The organism is Chitinophaga sp. 01L420, from assembly GCF_056399985.1.
On the sequence record NZ_JBFTSK010000054.1, the window covers coordinates 1 to 23,984 of the forward strand.

A 23,984-nucleotide genomic window follows, 5' to 3' on the forward strand; every position below is an offset into this window, starting at 1 on the left:
GTCCTTGTCCTACGACGCCGAATCCGAAAATGCCTAAATTGATGGTCTTGTTTTCCATACTTTTTTTTGAGCTTGCACCCTCAGCAATTAGTCTTTGGCAATTCAGAGATGATCAGTTTCTGAAGGCCAAAGTGGTGTGCTAACCACTAAGGGCTTTATTGTAAAACAGTAATTTGCTTGCCGGCCGGATGATTTAATTTATCCAGCGCCTGTTTCAGGTCGTTGATCAGATCTTCGGCATCTTCAATACCCACTGATAAACGGATACAGGAATCCTGTAAACCTGTTTTTTTCCGGAACTCTTCCGGTATGTTACGATGTGTCATGGTGGCCGGATGGGCCAGCATACTTTTCACGCCGCCGAAACTCTCAGCCAGTTTAAATAGTTTGGTAGCGTTTACAATGCGGATGGCATTTTTGATATTGTCGCTTTTCAGGGAAAAGCTCACCAGTGCGCCATAATTTTTCTGTTGTTTACGGGCAATATGATGATTTTTATGAGTAGCCAGTCCGGGATAATATACCTTATCGATAGCGGGGTGGGCGGCCAGCCAGTTAGCGATAGCGGTGGCATTGCTGCATTGTTTTTCCAGGCGCAGGTACAGTGTTTCAATACCGCGGATGGTCAGCCATGCTTCAAAAGGACTGAGGATGCTACCGGAAATATTCTGATTATAGCGGATCTGGTCTGCCAGTATTTTGCTGTTAACGACTACCAGTCCGGCAATCACATCACTGTGACCGGAAAGATATTTGGAAGCGCTGTGGATAACGATATCCGCGCCCAGTGTTAAGGGTTGTTGCAGTAAAGGCGTACTGAAAGTATTGTCTACTACCAGCAGGATATTATGTTGTTTGGCGATTTTGCTGATAGATTTGATATCAGAAATGCGCAATGTTGGATTGGTAGGGGATTCCAGCCAGATGATTTTTGTATTGGGCGTAATGGCGGCCAGTACTTTATCGATGTTGCTGGTATCTACGAAATTAACTTTGATACCGAAGCGTTCAAACATGTGGTTAAATATCTGGAAGATGCCACCGTAGGTATCTTCCACCGCCATGATCTCATCGCCGGTCTTTAACAGCTTCAGTACCGCATCTATGGCCGACATACCACTGGCAAACCCAAATCCGGCAAACCCTTCTTCCAGGTTGCAGATCAGGTCTTCCAGCACTTTTCTTGTGGGATTGTTTGCCCTCGAGAACTCAAAGCCTTTATTTATGCCGGGTGATTCCTGCACAAAGGTGGATGTTTGATAGATAGGCACAGAAATAGCGCCTGTCAGTTCGTCTATCGGAATGCTATGAATCAGTTGTGTAGCTGTTTTCATGTTATTAAGTATTTTTAATGATGTTCAATGTGCACAATTATCTGCTGCAACTTTATCATTAAAGATCAACTTAAACAACAACAAATCCATGAAAGGTGAGTGGGGAGGGCATAAAAAAAGCTCTCCCATGGTGTTGGAAGAGCTCCTTTAGAAAGTTATATATATCTGTGAAGTATTATCTCTGCCAACTTATCTTTCCCCGATTTGCACCGGGGCAGGAATTAGCACCTTTTTCCTGATCGTAAAATCAGGAAAGGTTGCTAAGGCATCGCAGGGCCAAGTCCCTCCGCCTTTCTGGATAAGTGATGTGTAAGAACTGGCGCAAAGGTAATATCACTTTGATCAGATTTCCAAATTGAATCGGGAATTTATTTATTAAACGATGTTTTATTACCTTTAGCTGATATTATTTTACACCCAACCATGTCTTTATGTTTGTTAACCCGCTGCTCTCTGAGGAGCTATTCCAGCACATCTGGGCGTTCCGGCTATTTAAGCAGGACCATCTTACCACTACCAGTGGAGAACCCGTTCAGATCTTATATCCAGGACTTCATAATCATCACAGTGGACCTGATTTTTCGGCTGCAAAAATCAGGATCGGCACTACTTTATGGGTAGGGCAGGTAGAGCTGCATCTGAGAACTTCCGACTGGTTCCGGCATGGGCATCAACATAACCTGCAGTATGGGCGTATCATTCTGCATGTAGTGTTTGTACATGATATGCCGGCCGATCGTATTCCGGGAGTGCCCTGCCTGGAGTTACAGCAGTATATTCCCAAATTGTTGCTGCAGCGTTATGAGCAGTTGCGGGAGCTGACACCTTTTGTGCCCTGTGCGCCACATGCCGCGCTGGTACCACAACTGACCTGGCTTAGCTGGAAAGAGCGGCTGCTGGCAGAGCGCTGGGAGCGCAAGATGGGAGCCCTGCGCGCCTGGCTGCAAAGCAACCATTTTAACTGGGAAGAAGTCTGTTACTGGGCAGTGGCGCAGAGTTACGGCATGCCCATTAATGCCCTGCCCTTGCTGCAGGTGGCACAATCGCTGCCACATGTAGTGCTCATGCGGCACCGGCACCAGGGAATGCAGTTGGAAGCCCTGTTATTCGGACAGGCAGGGATGCTGGAGGAGCCGCATGCCGACGTATATGCTTTGCAGTTGCAGGAGATCTATTTTCACCTGCGCCACAAGTATAAGCTTTGTCCTATGCCGCCCCACACCTGGAACTGGCTGCGGATGCGCCCGGCAGCGTTTCCTAMTATGCGGCTGGCAGCTTTTGCGGCGTTGCTGCAGCACACCACCCACTTGTTTTCCAGGATACTGGAAGCCACAGAGGTAACGGCGCTGGAACAATTGTTTTTCGTACAGCCGTCTGCTTACTGGCATACCCATTACCGGTTTGGGCAGCAGGTGCTGCAGACGCACCGTCCGGGGAAACAGGCGGTGCACGGTATACTTATCAATACGGTATTACCGCTCCTGTTCCTGTACGGACAGCAAAAGAACCTTAAATATTACCAGGAGAAAGCCCTTCATTTCCTGCAACAATTGCCGGCAGAAAAAAACAGGATTACCAATAGCTGGGCGGAGTTGGGGGTAATACCCGAAAGTGCGATGGAATCACAGGCACTGTTACAATTAAAGCAGTATTACTGTGATGAGAAGCGGTGTTTGCATTGTGCAATCGGGGTGAAGATCCTGAGTAGCTGTTAGCTGTTAGCTTTTAGCTTTTAGGAAATGCAGCGAAGATCAGCATAATATGTTCTCCGCTGCATTTCCTAAAAGCTAAAAGCTAACGGCTAAAAGCTAAAAGCTAAAAGCTGTTTCACCAGTTAAAGGTAACATCCTGCACCAAATCAGGGTGTACACTTTTAGCTACCGGACAGGTATGGGCAGCTCTTTCAAGTATAGTTCTTTCCTTTTCGCCCAGGTTATGGCCTGCAGGGAAGTCGAATACGATGGTAACGCCGGTGATACGACGGGGTTCTGTGCCCATAATTTTCAGGACACTTACTTTGGTGCCTTCAATCGCCCAGTTGTTTTCCATCGCCTTGATCCCCATAATAGAGAGCATGCAGGAGCCCAGTGCGGTAGCCACCAGGTCAGTAGGAGAAAACCGTTCTCCCTTGCCTTTGTTATCTACAGGTGCGTCTGTTTCAATCACAGTGCCTGACCGTAAATGTGTGGCGGTGGTCCGCAGTTCCCCGTTATAGATGATAGATGCCGTTTGCATATTGTTTCTTTTTATGATCTAACCGTAAAAATAAATGTATTTTCAGTATAAGTGCAACATGGAAAGTGGGTGGGCTGTTAAACTAAAAAAAAATTAGCTACGTTTGTAATATATACATAACAATACCTTTGTTCAAGCGTTTATTTATTATAATAATAGCCCACTGTGAAAAAAATATACTTAATCCTGTTTTTGGCAATGATATCCGGCGGCTTGTTTGCGCAAACCACTAATACCACCAACACGACTACGCAAAAAAGCAAAAAAAGCGATAAGGAGCAGCGTAAGCTGAAGAAGATCTCTATTTTCCGTGAACAGGAAGAGGGGGAGAATGTGTTCCAGCGTGATTTTTCGGTGGGCGGCAGGATCACTACCGATGGCTGGGGTGGATTTGTGGAAATGGGGTATCGCAAGAGCAGAAAGAAAGTCAACTACTTCCAGTTTGAGTTTGGGGAGAAGAAAAGCGATAAAGAAGTAAAGAAAAGTGGTGGTTTTTCTTATACCCAGCGCCCGTTCATATATGGTAAACGGAATAATTTTTACCAGGCCAAGCTGGGCGTGGGGCAGCRCTATCTGATAGGTGGCAAAGCCAATAAAAACGGGGTAGAGGTGGACTTGATCTACTATGGAGGCATATCTCTGGGGCTGCTGAAGCCTTATTACCTGAATATGGTTACCGCAACCGGTGAGAATAAAGACGTAAAATATGACCCTTCTGATCCGGAAGCTTTCCTGAAGCTCGCCGACATCAACGGAGCCGGTGGATTTGGGAAGGGCTGGGATAACCTCAGTGTGGTACCGGGTTTACACGCCAAAGTGGGTATGCGCTTCGACTGGGCCCACTTTAACGAGGTGGTAAGTGCCCTTGAAGTAGGGGTAAATGGGGAAATGTATACTAAAAAGATCCCAATTATGGTGGTGTCGGAAGGTGTAGACTATAACAAACAGTTCTTTTTTGGTGGATATGTAAGCATCCAATTCGGGAAGCGCTGGAATAAGAGATAAGTGTTAACTTTGCTTTTCTAAAGAAAGGAATAAGCGATGCAAGAACTACCCGTAATAGCCGCCGAACCGGCTACAACAAGAGTAAAAAAGCCTGATTGGCTGCGCGTTAAATTACCGATAGGCGAGAACTATAAACAGGTGAGAAGCCTGGTAGATACCCATAAATTACATACGATCTGTGAAAGTGGTAACTGCCCTAATATGGGTGAGTGCTGGGGAGCTGGTACTGCTACCTTCATGATCCTGGGAAATATCTGTACCCGCAGTTGCGGTTTTTGTGCCGTAGCTACCGGCCGCCCGGAAGCAGTAGATTTTGACGAGCCTCAGCGCGTGGCGGAAGCCATTTACCTGATGAAAGTAAAACATGCCGTTATCACCTCTGTAGACAGAGATGAGCTGAAAGACGGTGGTTCTATCATCTGGGCCAATACCATCAATGCAGTCAGGGCTTTAAATCCTAACACCACCATGGAAACGCTGATCCCGGATTTCCGCGGTCAGTGGGAAAACCTCCAGCGCATCATCGATGTGGCGCCTGAAATAGTATCTCATAATCTGGAAACAGTAGAACGTTTAACCAAACAGGTGAGGATACAGGCAAAATATCACCGCAGCCTGGAAGTGATCCGCCGCCTGAAAGAAGGTGGAATGCGTACCAAAAGCGGTATTATGCTGGGTTTGGGTGAAACCAAAGAAGAAGTAGTACAAGCCATGCAGGATCTGTACGACAACGGTTGTGATGTCATCACGCTGGGTCAGTACCTGCAGCCTACGCCTAAGCACCTGCCGGTAGTACGCTTCGTACATCCCGATGAATTTGCCGAACTGCGCGAGATAGGTTACAACATGGGACTGGACTACGTAGAGTCCGGACCGTTAGTAAGATCGTCTTATCATGCAGAAAAACATATTGTCAGCGGTCGTAATAAAGGATAACCGGAACTGACTTTCACTTAATTGTTAAAATCCACCCAAAAGGGTGGATTTTTGTTTTCATAACATTATCTTAGCGCCCGAATTGATTTTACCTAACAACAAAATGTTTGTTGTCTAACCTACTTCTCTGTTATACGTTGTGTTCAAAAATTTGGAACCACACCTGGAAACCGTGCTGCTAATGTTTCAGACGATTTTGAATAAGCAACTCTCTAATCAACCTGCCTGTTTGCTGTAGCGATTACGGCTTAACATGTTTTTGCGGTAATTAATACTGTTATAACGCCTATGGCTATATAACAAATAAAGAATAATGATGCAATGCCGGTAAAAGGCGTTTAGCGCCTAGCTTTTAGCTGTTAGTCAAATGCAGCGAAGAAGATAAAAAGCCAACTCCTTTTTTGTGCAGGCATTATTTTCTTTCGATTGGTACAATGATGAACTGAATGTCAAAAGCCTTTTATGAAAAGAGCATTTTATTTGTTAGCTGTGTCCTGCGGATTGTTTATTTCCCCGCAGCTATTTGCACAGCAATCTACTGACTCCCTGTTAACCAGCGCTACCCTGCAGGAATGTATCCGGTATGCCATCTCACACCAGCCGGTCATACGCCAGTCGCTTATTGATGAAGCGATTACCGACAGAACAGTGAAGAGTAAGCTGGCCGACTGGTATCCACAGATCAATCTGGACTATAATATCCAGCATTACCTGAAGATACCCACCACTATCTTTAATGGTAGTCCTGTGCAGCAGGGCGTGGCGAACTCCTCTGCCGCGCTGTTTGGGTTAAATCAAAACATCTTTACCCGGGATCTGTTGCTGGCCACAAATACGGCCAGGGATGTACGAAAACAGAGCCAGCAAACTACTGCGCGCAATCAGATAGACCTGGTGGCCAGTGTGAGCAAAGCCTATTATGATGTGCTGCTGACCGCAGAACAAATAAAGGTGCTGAGCGAAGACATTACCCGCCTGGAACGCAGTCTGAAAGATGCGAATAACCAATATGCGAGTGGTGTGGTGGATAAAACAGATGCCAAGCGTGCCACCATTTCCCTGAATAATGCCCGTGCCCAACAGAAGGCTGCCCGCGAGCTGCTGACAGCCAAGCAGGCTTATCTGAAGGAATTGATGGGATACCCAACTAATGCCGGCGATGTACCACTGACATCCGATTCTTCCGCGGTAGCATCGCAGGTAACTGGTGAGGATACCTTGCTGACGGCAGACTATAAAAGCCGCATAGAGTACCAGTTACTCCAAACACAAGAAAGCTTGTTGCAGGCCAACCTGAAGTACAACAAATGGAGTTATCTGCCTACTGTATCTGCATTTATCAACTATTCCTTTGCTTACCAGAGTCCTGACTTCAATAAACTGTATAGTCATGATTATCCGAACTCTTTAATGGGGCTCAAATTATCGCTGCCTATTTTCCAGGGAGGAAAACGGGTGCATAATATCCGGATGGCGGAACTGCAGTTGCAGCGTACACAATGGGATTATGCAGCTTTGAGAAGCCAGATTAATTCGCAGTATGCGCAGGCCATGGCTACTTACAAGAGTAATTACAACGACTATCTCACACTAAAAGAAAATGTGCAGATGGCAAAGGATGTATATGATATGTTGCAGCTGCAGTATAAAGAAGGTATTAAAACGTACCTCGATGTACTGGTGTCTGAAACAGAGCTGCGCTCTGCACAACTGAATTTTTATAATTCCATGTACCAGGTACTGTCCAGCAGGATAGATCTGCAAAAAGCATTAGGAACCTTAACAGCTAATTATTAAATGGTAACCGGAACGGATATGAAAAAAATGAACAACATTGTCTTAATCAGCGCTGCCAGTATCCTGGGCTTATCTGCCTGCAGTGGTCCTGCTAAGAAAACGGCGCCTGTAATTCCCCCTACACCGGTAAATATTACAGCAGCATCTGTAGCACCGGCCGTTTATTACGATAAATACCCTGCCTCTGTAGTAGCGTTGAACCAGGTGGAACTGCGTTCTCAGGTAGGCGGATTTATTACCGGTATTTTCTTTAAAGAAGGGGAAGTTGTGCAGAAAGGAAAAACCCTGTATGAAATAGATCGTCGTAAATATGAAGCGGCTTACTTACAGGCACAGGCCAATGTAGCCAGTGCAAAAGCCAGCTTTGAAAGAGCGAGGAAAGATGACGACCGTTACCAGCGCCTGGCCGACCAGGACGCGGTTGCCCGTCAGATCCTGGATAACGCGAAAGCTACCCTGGAAACTTCCCGTAGCCAGCTCGCGGCGGCAGAAGCCAGTCTGGCCTCTGTGCGTACTGACCTCGACTATTCCCTCATCAAAGCACCGTTTACCGGACGCATTGGTATTTCCCAGGTGAAACTGGGCGCTCAGGTGAGTCCCGGCACTACCCTGTTGAATACCATCTCCAGTGAAAATCCGATAGCAGTGGATTTTGTGGTAACAGAAAATGATATTCCCCGCTTTGCTGCCATGCAGGGCAAGGGTGACGCCAACGATAGTACGTTCCGCCTGCAGTTATCTGACGGTACAGCATATGTACATACCGGTAAAATACTTGCGATTGACCGTGGTGTGGATAACCAAACCGGTACTATCCGCGTGCGTATTGAATTCAATAACCCCGATGATAAGCTGAAAGATGGTATGAGCTGCGTGCTGCGTGTACTGAATGAACAATCCGGCGACAGGCTGATCATTCCTTACAAAGCCATCACAGAGCAGATGGGCGAATACTTTGTATTTATTGCAAAAGATTCGGTAGCTGCCCAGCAGAAAGTACACCTGGGGCCTAAACTCGGCGACAAAATAGTGATCATGGACGGCATCCAGGCGGGTGATCAGGTCATTATTGAAGGTTTCCAGCGTTTACGTGATGGTGGAAAAATACAGATTGGAATACCAGCCGCACCACAAGGCGCGCCTGCGAAGAAATAGTTTATCAGTAGAATCAACAGCGAAGATCATGATTGCAGATACTTTTATAAAACGACCCGTAACGGCAATAGTGATATCTATTGTACTGGTACTGGTGGGGATATTGGCGATGATGAACCTGGCCATTGGCCAGTATCCGGAGATTTCACCCCCTACCGTACAGGTAACAGGTACCTATACCGGCGCGGATGCACAAACGGTGGAGCAAACAGTTGCTACCCCCGTGGAAGTGCAGGTGAATGGTACGCCGGGCATGACCTATATCAACACCAACAATACCAGTAGCGGACAAATGAGTATGACGGTAAACTTTGAAGTAGGTACCGACATCAATATTGCTGCCCTGGATGTGCAGAACCGTGTGGGTATTGCACAACCTACCCTGCCACAGGAAGTACAGCGTTTAGGCTTAACCGTTAGGAAGCGTAACCCCAGCATCCTCATGCTGGTAGCCCTGTATTCTCCCAAAGGCACACACGACATTACCTTCCTGGRTAACTATACCAACGTATACGTAAAAGATGCGTTGCTGAGAGCAAAAGGAGTAGGTGATATCTTTACCCGTGCAGATGATTTCAGTATGCGTATCTGGCTGAAACCCGATAAGCTGGCCGAAATGGGCGTTACCGCCGATGACATCCGCGCTGCTCTGGCAGAACAGAACGCGCAGATCACTGCGGGTTCTGTAGGTGCGCCACCACAGCAAACCGGGCAAACATTTGAATACAACATCTTCACCAAAGGCCGTTTATCTACGCCGGAGGAATTTGGAAATATCATCGTGAAAACCCGCCCTGCGGATGGAACACTGGTATACCTGAAAGATGTAGCCCGCGTGCAGCTGGGTAAATTTAACTATGCTGGTAACAACTACGTAGATGGTAAACGTGCCGCTTATCTGCTCGTATACCAGGCGCCTGGTAGCAATGCGCTGGAAACAGCTGCCAATGTAACCGCCGCGATGGAAGAGCTGAAAAAGCAATTCCCGCAGGATGTGGATTATGTAGTACCGTTTGAATCTGTATCAGTAGTAAAAGTATCTATTGAAGAGGTAGTACATACCCTGGTGGAAGCCCTGATACTGGTGGTGATTGTAGTGTTCCTGTTCCTGCAGAGCTGGCGCGCTACTTTGATTCCTATCCTGGCCATCCCGGTATCTATTATCGCCACCTTTATCTTCTTTATACCACTTGGATTTACCATTAACACTTTAACGCTGTTCGGTTTCGTACTGGCTATCGGTATTGTGGTGGATGATGCCATTGTGGTGGTGGAAGCGGTGCAACATAATATTGATCATGAGAAAATGACGCCGAAAGATGCGACCACACAGGCCATGAAAGAAATTTCCGGACCTGTTATTGCGATTGCATTGATCCTGGCAGCGGTGTTTGTACCGGTAGGATTTATACCTGGTATCGTAGGTCGTTTATACCAGCAGTTTGCGATCACCATCGCCATCTCTGTAATGATCTCCGCTTTTGTGGCGTTGTCATTAACACCGGCGTTGTGTATCCTGTTGCTGAAGCCGATGCACCTGGACAAGGATTCAAAAGGGCTGAACAAGTTCTTCTTTAAATTTAACCGTTGGTTCGGACATACTACTTCCCGCTATTCTATGGGGGTGAAGAAAAGTATTCGTTACTTCCGTTTTGCTATGGTAATCCTGGTCTGCATTTTCGTAGGTACGATGATGTTATTCAAGGCGAAGCCTACCGGGTTTATTCCTACGGAAGATGAAGGCCGTTTGATCATCACTTTTGACTTACCGGAATCTTCTTCTACGGAACGTACCGTAAACGTAATGTCGCAGATGATGAAAGACCTGGAAAAGATACCGGGTATTGCGCACTATGCGGCATTAGGTGGTTTGAATGCGGTGAGCTTCGCTACCAAATCCAACAGTGCCACGATTTTCTGTTCACTGAAGCCATGGGCGGAACGTAAAGCGGATTCGCTGCAGATCACCGGTATGGTGGCTAAAGTAAGGAAAACGTTGAGTAAGTATAAAGAAGCGAATGTGGTGGTAATTCAACCGCCGGCTATTCCAGGTCTGGGACAAACTGCCGGTTTCTCCTTTGTATTACAGCAAAGAGGAGCAGGTGAAATCAAGGCCTTTGAAGGGGTGTTACAGAAGTTCCTGGCCGCAGCTAATCAGCGTCCGGAAATAGCCCAGGCATTTTCCTTCTTTACCGCGCGTACGCCGGGTTATCAACTGGACATAGACCGGGAAAAGGCGAAGAAAATGGGTGTGAAAATATCCGATATCGCCTCTGCATTACAAACGTATATGGGTAGTGCGTATATCAATGACTTCACTATTTACGGCCGTAACTTCCGCGTGGTAACGCAGGCGGATTCTACCTACCGTGGTGATATCAAGAACCTGAATCAGTTGTTTGTACGCAATGCAGCCGGTTCTATGGTGCCGTTGAGTACACTGACTTCTTACAAGGTTATTGAAACCGCACCGGTGATTTCTCACTATAACCTGTTCCGTTCTGCGGAAATAAATGGTGGTCCTGCTCCGGGCTATAGTAGTGGTGATGCTATCAAGGCATTGAAAGAAGTGGCAGCAGAAACATTACCGGATGGATACGGGTATGAGTTTTCCGGTTTGAGTCGCGAAGAATTATTATCGGGGTCTAAGACGGTATATATCTTTGCCCTGTCAATCATCTTTGTGTTCCTGTTCCTGGCCGCTTTATACGAAAGCTGGTCCGTACCATTCTCAGTGCTGTTGGCAGTCCCTATTGGCGCCTTTGGTGCCATTACGGTGCTGACCTTCCTGCCCAAGCTGAGTAATAACGTATATGCACAGATCGGTTTGATTACCCTGATTGGTTTGTCGGCCAAGAATGCGATCCTGATCGTGGAATTTGCGAAAGAACGTGTGGATAGGGGCATGGACCTGGTAACAGCGGCAGTGGAAGCAGCGAAGCTGCGTTTACGTCCTATTATCATGACTTCCCTGGCCTTCCTGCTGGGTATCCTTCCGCTGGTGTTTTCTTCCGGTGCGGGTGCGGAAGCACGTAAAACCATGGGATGGACTGTATTAGGTGGTATGTTTACTGCTACCTTCCTGGCGATCTTTATTGTACCGGTGCTATACGTGGTGATAACACGTTTGGCATATGGTAAGGAAAAGCTTCGTAAAATGAAGGAAAGCTATCAGTCAGTACCTGAACATGATATACAGGGGAAACTGTAAGTGAAGCGGATGTTTTAAAAGTAGGGTTTATAATTACATATGCAGAGAGGCGTTGCGCAAGCAGCGCCTTCTTTGTTTTATTCGGGAAGAATACGTTTACCGTCTTTATCGAAATGCCGGGTTAACTGCCACTCTGTGTCTCCCACCATATACATGGTACCTGCTACTACTGCGCCTACGGTGATATAAAGGAACCAGTCAGACTGGCTTTCAAATATCAGCGCACAGGCGATGCCCGTCGCCAACAGGATGACACCTATCCGCCGGGAAATATAGGCCGCATATTCATTGGCGGAATGCCACATTTCGGGTGTTTTGGTAGAGAGGAAACTACGGTAACCATACCAGGATTTCGTGCTTTTAGGCGGAAAGCGGTGAATAATATATCCCATCAGAAAGAATATTACACCGGCGAAGATCGCAGCATTACAGTAGGTTGTATGGAGGAAACGCAACAACATGGTCCGGGGGTTTGGTTACCATAAGTTACGGAAAAATTGGGAATAACAGGATCAGGGTAAGAGATTTACGCGGAAGGGATCCGCGTAAATCTCTTTCAGCCTGTATTTAGTGTTTGGTAGTATCGGTGTTATTGGTTTTCTTCTTAAACAGTCCGTTCAGTGTGTTCTTTACAGATTCACCAGCTTGCTTGCCTACATTTTCCAGTGGTTTGCCGGTAGTTGTTGTAGAATCTTTTTTGCCGCTGAGTTGATTTTTCAATTCATTTTTCAGCGAATTCACTGCGGTGTTTTTGATCTGGTTAAGACTGTCTTTTACGGTCGATTTTACAGAATCTACTTTATTTTTCACCAGTTCAGCGGCCTGTGCTTTCAGGTTGTTGGCCGTTTCACGCAGATCTGTTTTTACACTTGGTTTGAGGATGTTACCCCCCATTAAAACCTGCAGGTGTACGCTATCTCCCAGGTTTACAGGGATGCCTTTACTTTGCGCCTGCGATGCCAGGTTATTCACCAGGGTGTTACCTGCGGAGCCCATCATACTGCGGGGCAATGCAAGTTGCAGGGTGTAATCGAGTGACTGGTCAAACCCATGTGAACCGCCAATATTCATTTTGATACCGGCTACTGTTACGTTGAAGGGATTGATTTTTACGCGACCATTTTCAAAAGCAAAGTAATTTTTAATATCGCGGAGGGAAAGATCTTTCAGCTGTGCCACATTCAGGGTGTTGGCCAGTTGGTCTACCGGTGCAAACTGTTTCAGAAAACCCTGTATCAACAGGAGGTTCCCGTCGCCAGTGAGTGTGCTCAGGTCGGGCGACATATCCTTCCCTAATTTGCCATGCATGGTTAGCTGGGAGGTAATTTTTCCGGAAAGGAATTTACCGATTGGCATTAACTTCTGTACGGTATTAAAGGTGTTGAATGTTTGTTGTACATCCAGGTTTTGCACATTGTACGCCAGGTTAATATCCGGATTGTTTTTGCTGGCTTTGGTGCTGTAGCTGCCGTTGATTTCCATAGTCCCCTGGAGTGCATTGGCTTTGAGCTGTTGCATGGTTACTGTTTCATCTTTCACCAGCAGGTTGCCGCCTACGTTAGTCAGATCAGCTTTATCGTAGTGTATTTTATTGACGTTGGCCTGTAAGCTCAGATTCAGATTGGCGGGAACGGCAAAAGGCGTAGCGGCGGCTGAGTCTTTTTTAGCAGTAGCCGGATCGGCAGCAGTAGGCGTAGTGCCCATCCACTTATCCAGGTTTATTTCATCTGCCTTGAAGTTGAGCTTACCATCGAGTGGTGCATTTTTAAACGTATAGGCGAGCAGGTTATTCACTTCTCCGTTTGCTTCGAAGTTAGTACCCAGGTATTGTCCGTTCAGGTCTTTTACCGTTACGTTTTTAGGGTTAAACTGTAAAGAAAGATTATTCACTTTTACGCCATCGGGGTAGTCTTTGCTTTTGTAGAGCATATTGCTCAGTTGCAGGGTGCCGGCGGCATAGAAGCGATCGTATTGTTGTTTTTCGATGGCACTCATATTGCCTTTGGCACTGATATCCGCATCCAGCAAACCGGATAGGTTGGTGCCGGCTTCCAGTTTTACGAACTGGGTGATTTTAGAGAGATCCAGTTTTCCTTTGGCGGCAGCATCCACATACAGATCAGATATCGGCGTTTTAACAAGTAAGCGGAGATCCAGTGGCGTGTTATCCATTTCCAGGTGACCGGTAGGCATATCTATTACCGTGTGATCAGGTACACCGTCCGGGTTACTGATCTTCATGGCTATCTGTATATTTTTTACTGGTTTTGGCAGATCAGGATATTGGAAGAAGCCATCTTTTACGGCCAGGTCCAGTCCGAAAGAAGGCATCTGTACAGGGGAGTAGTTGCCTTTTACGAATCCATCAAAAGCAGCAGTACCGCTGGTTTTTATCTTATCAAAATCTGTTTTGTATACGGCGGGTACTAATGATAACAGGTCTTTAAAATTAGTAGAAGGTGCTTTAAAGCTCATATCCATTCCATAGGTGGAATCATTTACCAGCTTGAAAAATCCTTGCAGTGCCAGTTCCAGGTTGTTGATAGATGCTTTACCGTCTTTAAACGTATAGGTGCTGCTGTTATTATCAACCTGGATAGCGGCATCCAGTTTGGTTTTAACCTGGGATAGGTAAGGGATCAGTCCATATCTGAAGGTGATGCCCTCTGCTACGGTGCTGGTTTGTAGGAGGAACTGGTCCTGTGTGAAGTCGCCTTTACCCTGATGGGTTAGGCCGGTGATGAGTAACGCCATGTTACCCTGCCGGTCATCGTAGCTGATCCAGGCGTCTTCAATTTTATATTGCTGCAGGCTGAGGGCAAATTTACTTTTGCTGGTATCAGCGGGCGTGGCGGCGGCGGTATCGGGTTTGGTAATATTCCAGTTGGCGGCGCCGTCTTTATTTACGATAGCGTGTATCCGTGGCTGTATAAGGGCGATGTTATAGATATCCATCTTATCTCCCTTAATTACACTCATGAGGTTAAGGGCTACATCGATCTGTTTTACTGCGAGGAGGGTATCCCCTGCAAATTCACCGATGCCTACTACCTGCAGGTCTTCCAGGCCAACAGCCAGGCGTGGGAAATGACGGAATAGACTGATATCCACATCTTTGAAATCCACTTTGGCATTGAGACGGTTGTTAAGCTCCGTTTTTACTTTTGCAATGATCTTGTCTTTAAAGAAATAGGGTATGGCTATAGCGGCCAGTATCAAGACCACCATTGTGATACCCACAATTTTCAGGATCTTTTTGAGCATAGGTTAATTTTAATTTGGGGGTGAAGATAAGCAGAAAGCTCAAAGCAAAAAGCAAAAAGCTATGGTAAAGGAGATTAGCTTTTTGCTTTCTGCTTTCCGCTTTTTGCTATTTTTGCGGTATGACACCAGAAAGAAAAGAAAGGTTACTGTCGGTATTAAACAAACGGCAAGCTAATTTAACAGTGGTGCTGGAGGATGTACAGGACCCGCATAATGTGGCTGCAGTAATGCGTACATGTGATGCCGTGGGTATACAGGATATTTATATTATCACCTCAAAGCCGCCCCGGATAAAGAACTGGGGACACCGGAGCAGTAGCAGTGCCAAGCAATGGCTGACCATACATGATTTTGATAATGCAGCGGATTGTTTTAAGGAACTGCGTAAACATTATGATAAGATACTGACCACACACCTGGCAGCGGATGCGGTAAGTTTATATGATATAGATTTCAGTGGCTCAGTGGCACTGGTTTTTGGTAATGAACAGAATGGTGTGAGTGATCACGTAAGAGCGATGGCCGATGGTAATTTTATTATTCCGCAGATGGGTATTATCCGGTCATTAAATATATCAGTGGCCTGTGCCGTGAGCATCTATGAGGCCATGCGCCAGAAAACGCTGGCAGGGCACTATGAGCAACAGGGATTGCCGGATGCACAATATAATACCCTGCTGACGGAGTGGGGCTTTAAAGCAGAAGATTTACAGGAAGACGAGATTTAATTTTTCTTTATGGCATTAACAGGTAAACGTTTTGAGGTGCAACCACCACTATCGGATATAGTGAAGCACTTTTATGTAATGCAAACAGCTGCAGATGAATTGCCTGTTATTCAACATCTTTCGCCTAATTATGAAATGATGCTGCTCTTCAATTTCGGCTCACCGGTGAGGATTTCTTTCGCCGGAGAACTGTTGGGAGCCATGCAGGTAGATAAGGTAGGTGTATTGGGGCCATTGAGAAAAATGTTGAATTACGAAATGTTGCCGGACGCCGATCTGCTGATAGTGATATTTAACCTGGATGGATTTTACCGGTTGTTCCAGGTGCCGGTAGATGAACTGGATGGAGAAAAACTGCATGCGCATATTATTACCTCCGGTTACGAGGAACTGTTGCAGATATTGAGCAAAACAGCTGTTATAGAAGAGCGGATAGAAATACTAAGTGATTATATCCGCACGTGCATGCATGACGCAGAAGATGCGGCCCGGCCGCTGCTGCAGGGAGCGGAATATTTTAAAGATCCGCTTATTCAGCCAGCTAAAGCGATTGCAGCAGATGCAGCATTAACAGAACGTTCCATACAGTTAAGATTTAAAAAGTATGTAGGATATTCTCCTAAAGAGATGTTGCGTTTTCTCCGTTTCAAACAGGTGATTAACAGTATAGAAAACAATTCGGGTACAGAGATCGACTGGTATGACCTGATCCATGATTTTGGGTATCATGACCAGAGTCATCTGATAAAAGACTTTCATCATTTCCTGGGTACCACACCGGAAATATTTATCAAACAGATAGCAGGTAAAGCGTTTTGCACCACCGGACCGGGAAGGCATTACTCCTGAAAAGGCAGCCCGGTTGACTGTTGCTACACGGAAAGAATAATTGTGTGAAACATTGGCATTTACTATATTAGCACAGATACAGGATTGATTAGTAATGTCTGCCTACCTACCATTTGATGAAATAGTATTGCTCCGGCAACTGTCCAATAACGACAGAAGAGCATTCGAAACAGTGTATAACTATTATTTTCTGCTGGTGTTCTCTTTTTCGCTGAAATTTGTGGAAGACAGGCAGGTTGCGGAAGACATAACGTTGGAAACGTTTGTGAAGCTATGGGATAAACGTAGTAATCTGACTACGTACTCCAATATCAGCCCATTATTATATACTATTGCCAGAAACGCATGTCTCAATCATCTGAGGGATGAAGATCGCATGAACCGTCGTCACCAGGAGTTAGCCAGACAACAATCAGATGAACAACTATCGCTGGAATCATTCAGTGATGTAAGGGAGGAAATCTACCGACACCTGTACCTGGARATCGAGAAACTGCCAGGAAAAATGGCCAATATCCTGCAATTGAGTCTTAAAGGGTTTAAAAATGCTGAAATTGCGGGCCAGACGGGGATTAGCGAAAAAACGGTCAGAAACCTTAAAACCGCGGCTATCAAACAATTACGCACGAAATTGTTAAAGAATGAATTATTGCATCTCCTTATTTTCCTATCTCACTAAAAAAAAGAAAAAAAACCGGGACAATTTAGCATCGGTGGTGTTTATCTAATACAACCAGTACTAAATCGCGCTCAATGTCGCCGGAACAGGAACAAATAACAGCTCTCCTCCTGAAATATCTTTCAGGGGAAATCACCGTTGAAGAACAGGTGCAATTGGATACATGGTTGAATGCCGATGTTGAAAACTATGCATTGATGGAGGAGTTTCGCAACGAAGCCGTTGTCAGGCAGGAGTTGCAGGACATCTATCATACCAAAACAAGGATATGGCAACAACTGCAGGAATATACAGTGACTAATGTTCGTTCGGTCCGTAACTACCGCAGGATAGCACTGTATGCCGCCAGCGTTTGTTTATTGGTGGCGGGAGCATCTGTTTACCTGGTTAATCGCTGGCGTACACCTACGCTAATACCGGTAGCCACCACCCGGAAAGAGCGCATAGACATTCCTTCTCCAGCCACCAGCAGGGCTTATGTAACGTTAAGCAATGGTAAAAGAGTGTACATAGACAGCTTGCAGACTGGTGCCGATATTGTACCGGGTGGTAACCTTGCACAGAAATTATCGCAGGATAAAATTGAATATGCGTACAATTCCCGGGCAGCTGCCCCGGAACTCAATACCATCACAGTTCCCAGGGGGAGTAAACCATTGCTCATTGCCCTGCCGGATGGCAGCCAGGTATGGGTAAACGTAGCATCCACCATTTCATTTCAGGTGCCTTTTGCCGGAAAGGAGCGACTGGTCAGCGTTTCCGGAGAGGCATACTTTGATGTAGCCGCTGCCGCAACTCAGCCTTTTATTGTAAAAAGTAAGGGCCAGGAGATTAAGGTGTTAGGAACGGCATTCAATATTAAATCATATGAAGATGAGTCAACCATAAAAACAACATTAGTAAAAGGAAAAATTCAGATCAGCCAACATAAATCAGGAACAATGAAAACGCTGACTGCCGGACAACAAGCCATTTCACCACCAGATGGCCAGTTATTAATAAACCAGGACGCTGACATGGAAGAAGCGCTTGCCTGGAAAACAAATGTATTTCAGTTCAGAAATGAAGACCTGAAATCTATTATGCAGCAACTGGGTCGATGGTATGATGTGGAAGTTGTATACCAGGGATCAGTACCTAACCGCTTCTTCACCGTAAAAATTTCACGAGACAAAAGCCTGACGGCTGTATTAAAAATTATGGAGCTATATGGGATAAATTTCCAGCTCGAAGGTAAAAAGCTGACGGTGCTGCCTTAGCATCCTGCCACAAAAACTGCTATGAATAAAAAAAGCCGGAAGTCCTGGTAAGACCTCCGGCCTGGTTCAGGCATGCGCAAACATTTTGATCGTAAACACGGCTTCCTGGTAAGAAGCTATTTTTTGACACGCCTAAAAACAAAAGTATGATTTTCTTGTATTCCTCTCAAAAAAGGGAATTCAGCCAATGGTCTTTACTAAAGAAGCTATTGATTATGAAACTGACAGTGTTATTCCTATTATCTGTCTGCCTGCAATTGTCAGCCAAAACGAGCGCTCAGAATGTGACAATTACCGCAGATAAAATTTCATTGGAGAAAGTCCTGCGGTCTATCACCAGGCAAACAGGCTACGATTTCTGGTTCGACAGCCACTTGTTGGAGCGCGCCAACAAAGTAGAACTTACCATCCGCGACATGCCGATGGAAAAGGCATTGGCCTTATGTTTCATCGGGCAGCCGTTTGATTATAAGATCTACGAAAAAACAATCGTGATCAAAGAGCGGGCAACACCTCCCCATGCTGCGGAAGTATTGGGTGATATCATTATCAGGGGGCGTATTACAGACGAGAAAGGTCAGGTACTTCCCGGAGCTACTGTATCGCTTAAAGGTACCAATAAGGGAACCGCCGCGGATGCCACGGGCTCCTTCACACTTCATATCCCCGACAAAGGAGGGACATTGGTCATCACCTTTGTAGGCTACGACCCTATGGAGATACCGGTGACAAAATCCGGTAATCTCGACATCGTGTTGAAACCGTCTGATAAAAAAATAGATGAGATTGTAGTGGTGGGATTTGGTACACAAAAGAAGACCAATCTTACCAGCTCTGTGAATACGGTTAAAATGGATGAATTGGCTGGTAACCGGCCTGCCAGTACTGCTGGTACACTTTTACAGGGTATTGTTCCTGGTTTGCAGGTTACCTCAGGTACCGGTGAGCCGGGCGGGAATTTTTCTTTCAATATCCGCGGTACCACCAGCATTAATGGTGGCAGCCCTTTGATTCTTGTAGACAATATCCCTTTCAGCGGACCTGTCAATATGCTGAACCCCAATGATATTGAAACCGTTACTGTATTGAAAGATGCTGGCTCCGCTGCCATCTATGGCGCACGCGCCGCTTTTGGCGTTATACTTATCACCACAAAAAAAGGATCAAAAAACAGTAAGGCAAGATTCGATTACAGCAACAACTTTACATTTTCCACCCCCAGTTCTATCCCTAAGGCAGCCAGTCCGCTGGCTACTGTACAAGCCTATAAAGACATGGGCTACGGCGCATACTGGACAGGTCAGAATGTGGATAAATGGCTGCAATTGCTCAATGATTATAAAGCAGATCCTTCCAAATTTCCACTGGGATATGCCACAGATGCAGGTGTAAGATACCAGCTGGCCCAGTCAGATGTTATCGGCCAGCTATTCGACAACGCAGGTATACAACAGATGCATGATTTCGCCGTAAGCGGAGGTTCAGAAAAAACAGCCTACCGCGTTTCTCTTGGTACTGTAAAAGAAGATGGTATCATGATTTCCAATGCCGACTCCTACAAACGTTATAACGTAAAGTCTTATCTCAGTACCGATGTTACAAAGTGGCTGACTACTCAACTGGATGCGAGTTACTACAACTCCGTTAAATCGGATCCCAACAGCGCCTGGTTGTGGGGAACCGCCAGCAACAGCCCTTCTTATGTACCAACGGTGGATACCATGACTATCGGGGGCGTGCTGTATCCAACCGGCACACCAAAGAATCTCCTGTTGAATTCAGTACCTACAAAAGACCGGTTTGACGATATCCGGTTAATGGGAAAGGTAATTGCCAAACCAATACAGGGGCTTACCATTACGGGTGAATACCTGTATGAAAATCTCCGGGAAACGGTTACCAGCTACAACAAGTCTTTTAACTACGCTGATATTTCTGAATTTGTGGTGAAAACAACGGTACCTCCCAACAATGCCGGTTTCTATAAGTCCAACCAATCAGACGATCGCCGCACATTGAATGTTTACGCGAACTATAATAAATCATTCAAGAACCACAACTTCACGGTGATGGCAGGTTATAATCAGGATGATTTTCATAGCGAAGCGCTTTGGGCAAACAAGACACAGATGATATCTGCCGATCTGCCTTCGATTTCTACTGCTGTGGGCAATCTTACAGCCGATGACAATTATCTGGAATGGAGTGTACAAGGGTTCTTTGGGCGTATTAACTACGATTATAAGGGAAAATATCTGCTGGAAGTAAACGGTAGAACGGATGGATCTTCCAAATTCCCTACCAGCCGCAGATGGGGTTTCTTTCCTTCTGCTTCCGCCGGATGGCGCGTATCAGAAGAAAATTTCATGCGCCGCCTCAAGCCTGTATTATCGGAGCTGAAATTAAGGGCTTCACTGGGTGAAGTGGGTAACCAGGATATTGCGCCCTATCGCTTCCTGGATGCGATGAATCCGGCATTGACTGGCTGGATGGTGGGCGGTAGCCGGCCTACCACCTTAAGTACGCCGGGACTGATCAGCCCTAATTTTACCTGGGAAACTGTCAGAACGCTGAACTTCGGTATCAATGCTGGTTTCCTGGATAACCGCCTGAATTTGTCGGCCGACTGGTATAAGAGACAGACATTGAATATGCTTACCAGCGCTATTCAATTGCCGGCAGTATTAGGAACCGGTGCTCCGCTGCAAAATGCTGCCAACCTGCAATCACAGGGGTATGAACTGTTGTTGGAATGGAGAGATAAGGTGGGAGAATTTAACTACTACATCTCCGCCAACCTCTATGACTTCAAATCAAAAATTACCAAATTCGATAATAACAAGGCGGGGTCTCTGAGTACTTATTATGTAGGGAAAGATATGACCGAAATCTGGGGATATACCACCGACCGGTTATACCAGGAATCAGATTTCGACAATGGTGTCATTAAGTCCGGTATTGTTAAGCAGATAAGAAATGGCTCGAACCTCGTGACGCCTAACCCCGGAGATGTGTTGTATAAAGATTTTGATGGCGATGGTGTGATTACCAACGGTCAAAATACGCTGGCTAATCGCGGCGATATGTCAATAATAGGTAACAACCGGCTGGCCCTGCAGTATGGTATCAATGGAGGCGTTGGGTATAAAAACTGGAACTTTTCTTTTGTTCTTGCGGGAGTTGGTAAACGTGATCTCTGGCTCAGCAACAACCTGACATTCCCCTACAACTATGAGTTTGGAACGATATTCCAGCATGAGCTGAATTATTGGACGCCTACTAATACCGATGCACATTACGCGCGTATTTATGCCAAAGCGGCCGGTAACTCTGCTACTAACAAATTCGTGCAGACAAGGTATCTCACCAATGCCGCATATATGCGTGTAAAGAATCTTAGTCTTGCTTACAGTCTTCCTGAATCCATGTTAAAAAGGATTTTATTCAACAAACTACAGGTATTCTTCAGTGGTGAGAATCTTTTTACCTTCAGCAAATTCCCTAAAGGTTTAGATCCAACATCTACTGATGACAAAGGCTATGGTATTAATTACCCGATGATGCGAATGTTCTCCTTCGGTGTTAATGCTTCCTTTTAATGACTGATTATTTAAAATGCGTGTAATGAAAAGAAATACATTTCTACTACTGTCTTTGCTGGCTACAGCAGCCTGTAATAAAGACTATCTCGATAAATTACCATTGGATCAGATGACGGAAGCTACTTCCTTCAAGACAGCTGATAATTTCAAAACGTATATGTGGGGTTGTTATGAATATCTGCCCTATTATGATATTGATGTGCCGGGAGGGGAATTCAATTCAGATAATTTTGTAAACAGTTATAACGTTGCCAATAAATCACCTTATGCTTTTCAGTTAAAGATTATCCCTGCTGTGACTTCGGGTACACAATGGGATTTCAGTTTCATACGCAGGGTTAACATTGCATTGGATAATATTGATCAGTCTTTGATGAATCAAACAGATAAAGATCATTGGAGGAGCGTGGGATATTTTTTCAGGGCGATGAGATATTACGATTTGCTGGCAGCATATGGGGATGTTCCATGGATTGAGCATAAGGTATCAGATACTTCTACCAGCGTGTTGTATGGTAGCAGAACCCCCCGGGATCAGGTAGCAAAAAACATCCTGGATAACCTGGTATGGGCGGAGTCGCACATCAAAACAGATGGCGATGGTCCCAACACAATTAATGTACATGTAGTTCGGGCATTGTTATCTCGCTTCGGATTATTTGAGGGCACCTGGCGTAAGTACCGGAATATGCCGGACGCAAGTACCTACCTTAATGCGTGTAAAACCTACTCAGAGAAGTTGCTGGCTTCCTTCCCTAATGTGATGGGCAGCTATGATGATGTATTTAATTCAGACGAACTGGTAGGGAAACCGGGTATCATCCTGGCTCGTCAATACATTACTGGTCAGGTGGGTCACAATGCTGCACGTTATGTGCGTACTTCCTCATGGGGTTCTGATTTATCAAAGGACGCAGTAGAAAGTTACCTCTGTGCGGATGGTAAACCCATTTCCACCACTATTACCGGATACAGCGACTCTACGATGAATGCAGAGTTCAGAAAGAGAGATAGAAGACTATACTTTACCGTACTGCCCCCCTACCGGGTAATTGCATCCGGTCAGGTAACAACGTATACCCGTACCAGTAATCCGGCTGACAATGAATTTATTGATTTCATGGCTACGCTGCCAGGTAATGATGCCAACAGGAAAAGGTTGCCTGTTGCAAACTGGGCAGGGTATTACCTGTACCGGGCGCCACACTTTCTGAATGATAAAACTGCCGGTGCCCAGGGCTTTATGAATACCTCTACCGGATATTATTACTACAAACCGTATAATACTTTTACCGATGTAAGTACTACTGGTGTAGCCACTACCGATTTTCCTATTTTCAGAGTGGAAGAGACGATGCTTAACTATGCAGAAGTGATGTGGGAACTGGGACAGTTTAATCAGGGTATTGCGGATATGACGGTTAATAAATTACGTCCAAGAGCCGGACTTCCCAACATGCTGGTCGCTGATATAAACGGCGCCTTCGATAATAAAAGAGATGCTGGCATAGATCCGGTTTTATGGGAAATCAGGAGGGAAAGACGGATAGAGCTGATGGGAGATGGATTCCGTTTTAATGACTTAAAAAGATGGAAGAAGGGTGAATATTTCAACAAGCAATTGCTGGGTGCCAAAGTAAAAGTATCGGATTACGGCGCGGGAACACCTATTGCCTTAAATAGCAATGGATCGGTGGTGTTTTACCCTGTACCGACAGGCTGGTTGGATAAATACTATTTGGAACCGCTCCCATCGGAACAAATACAACTCAATAGTAATCTGGCACAAACGGATGGATGGAAGTAACACTGAGCATTTCCTTTAGTAACAGAAATGCCGCCTCTTACTCAGGGGCGGCATTTCTGTTACTAAAGAAGATCATATGTATTTAGTAGCCTGGATTTTGATATAGGGTTGAACAGAGATTGG

At 45.6% G+C, this 23,984-nt stretch carries 16 protein-coding genes and 1 riboswitch; of the genes, 12 read left to right on the forward strand and 4 right to left on the reverse strand.

Annotated elements, in window-relative coordinates:
* Positions 1-155: 155 nt before the first annotated feature.
* Complete coding sequence (locus AC1DP6_RS31930) at positions 156-1,334, reverse strand: trans-sulfuration enzyme family protein (RefSeq protein WP_441577346.1); 1,179 nt, start codon at positions 1,332-1,334, stop codon at positions 156-158.
* 186 nt (positions 1,335-1,520) lie between these two features.
* Positions 1,521-1,639: riboswitch (SAM riboswitch) on the reverse strand.
* A 126-nt stretch (positions 1,640-1,765) separates the two neighbouring features.
* On the opposite strand from AC1DP6_RS31930, the gene AC1DP6_RS31935 reads away from it, so the two are divergent.
* Positions 1,766-3,049 (forward strand): DUF2851 family protein, encoded by a 1,284-nt coding sequence (locus AC1DP6_RS31935; RefSeq protein WP_477058492.1) that lies wholly within the window; start codon positions 1,766-1,768, stop codon positions 3,047-3,049.
* A 112-nt stretch (positions 3,050-3,161) separates the two neighbouring features.
* Here AC1DP6_RS31935 and AC1DP6_RS31940 read toward each other — a convergent pair whose 3' ends face one another.
* On the reverse strand, positions 3,162-3,569 hold the full coding sequence (locus AC1DP6_RS31940; RefSeq protein ID WP_477026558.1) for an OsmC family protein: 408 nt from the start codon (positions 3,567-3,569) through the stop codon (positions 3,162-3,164).
* Between the two features lie 192 nt (positions 3,570-3,761).
* Between AC1DP6_RS31940 and AC1DP6_RS31945 the strand changes: the two genes are divergently transcribed.
* The 5 genes from AC1DP6_RS31945 to AC1DP6_RS31965 all read left to right on the forward strand — a co-directional run bounded on the left by AC1DP6_RS31945 (position 3,762) and on the right by AC1DP6_RS31965 (position 11,673).
* Positions 3,762-4,574, forward strand: a complete 813-nt coding sequence (locus AC1DP6_RS31945; RefSeq protein WP_477058493.1) for a hypothetical protein — start codon at positions 3,762-3,764, stop codon at positions 4,572-4,574.
* A 36-nt stretch (positions 4,575-4,610) separates the two neighbouring features.
* Positions 4,611-5,510 carry a lipoyl synthase gene (gene lipA, locus AC1DP6_RS31950; RefSeq protein WP_477058494.1) on the forward strand — a complete coding sequence of 300 codons (900 nt, stop codon included), beginning with the start codon at positions 4,611-4,613 and terminating at the stop codon, positions 5,508-5,510.
* Between the two features lie 462 nt (positions 5,511-5,972).
* Positions 5,973-7,307 carry a TolC family protein gene (locus AC1DP6_RS31955; protein WP_477058495.1) on the forward strand — a complete coding sequence of 445 codons (1,335 nt, stop codon included), beginning with the start codon at positions 5,973-5,975 and terminating at the stop codon, positions 7,305-7,307.
* Between the two features lie 18 nt (positions 7,308-7,325).
* A complete protein-coding gene (locus tag AC1DP6_RS31960; RefSeq protein WP_477058496.1) occupies positions 7,326-8,462 on the forward strand; it encodes an efflux RND transporter periplasmic adaptor subunit in 1,137 nt (378 codons plus the stop codon).
* A 28-nt stretch (positions 8,463-8,490) separates the two neighbouring features.
* Positions 8,491-11,673 (forward strand): efflux RND transporter permease subunit, encoded by a 3,183-nt coding sequence (locus AC1DP6_RS31965; RefSeq protein WP_477058497.1) that lies wholly within the window; start codon positions 8,491-8,493, stop codon positions 11,671-11,673.
* A gap of 77 nt (positions 11,674-11,750) precedes the next feature.
* Here AC1DP6_RS31965 and AC1DP6_RS31970 read toward each other — a convergent pair whose 3' ends face one another.
* Positions 11,751-12,134 carry an SdpI family protein gene (locus tag AC1DP6_RS31970; protein WP_477058498.1) on the reverse strand — a complete coding sequence of 128 codons (384 nt, stop codon included), beginning with the start codon at positions 12,132-12,134 and terminating at the stop codon, positions 11,751-11,753.
* Positions 12,135-12,240: 106 nt separating this feature from the next.
* On the reverse strand, positions 12,241-14,937 hold the full coding sequence (locus tag AC1DP6_RS31975; RefSeq protein ID WP_477058499.1) for a hypothetical protein: 2,697 nt from the start codon (positions 14,935-14,937) through the stop codon (positions 12,241-12,243).
* A gap of 119 nt (positions 14,938-15,056) precedes the next feature.
* Between AC1DP6_RS31975 and AC1DP6_RS31980 the strand changes: the two genes are divergently transcribed.
* The 6 genes from AC1DP6_RS31980 (at position 15,057) to AC1DP6_RS32005 (ending at position 23,861) form a co-directional block, all read left to right on the forward strand.
* Entirely contained in the window at positions 15,057-15,665 is a 609-nt protein-coding gene (locus AC1DP6_RS31980; protein ID WP_477058500.1) for a TrmH family RNA methyltransferase, read from the forward strand.
* A 9-nt stretch (positions 15,666-15,674) separates the two neighbouring features.
* Entirely contained in the window at positions 15,675-16,514 is an 840-nt protein-coding gene (locus AC1DP6_RS31985) for a helix-turn-helix domain-containing protein (RefSeq protein WP_477058501.1), read from the forward strand.
* 94 nt (positions 16,515-16,608) lie between these two features.
* Positions 16,609-17,193 (forward strand): RNA polymerase sigma factor, encoded by a 585-nt coding sequence (locus AC1DP6_RS31990; RefSeq protein WP_477058502.1) that lies wholly within the window; start codon positions 16,609-16,611, stop codon positions 17,191-17,193.
* Positions 17,194-17,267: 74 nt separating this feature from the next.
* Entirely contained in the window at positions 17,268-18,452 is a 1,185-nt protein-coding gene (locus tag AC1DP6_RS31995) for a FecR family protein (protein WP_477058503.1), read from the forward strand.
* A gap of 215 nt (positions 18,453-18,667) precedes the next feature.
* Entirely contained in the window at positions 18,668-22,051 is a 3,384-nt protein-coding gene (locus tag AC1DP6_RS32000; RefSeq protein WP_477058504.1) for a SusC/RagA family TonB-linked outer membrane protein, read from the forward strand.
* 25 nt (positions 22,052-22,076) lie between these two features.
* On the forward strand, positions 22,077-23,861 hold the full coding sequence (locus AC1DP6_RS32005; RefSeq protein ID WP_477058505.1) for a RagB/SusD family nutrient uptake outer membrane protein: 1,785 nt from the start codon (positions 22,077-22,079) through the stop codon (positions 23,859-23,861).
* The last annotated feature ends 123 nt before the right edge of the window (positions 23,862-23,984 follow it).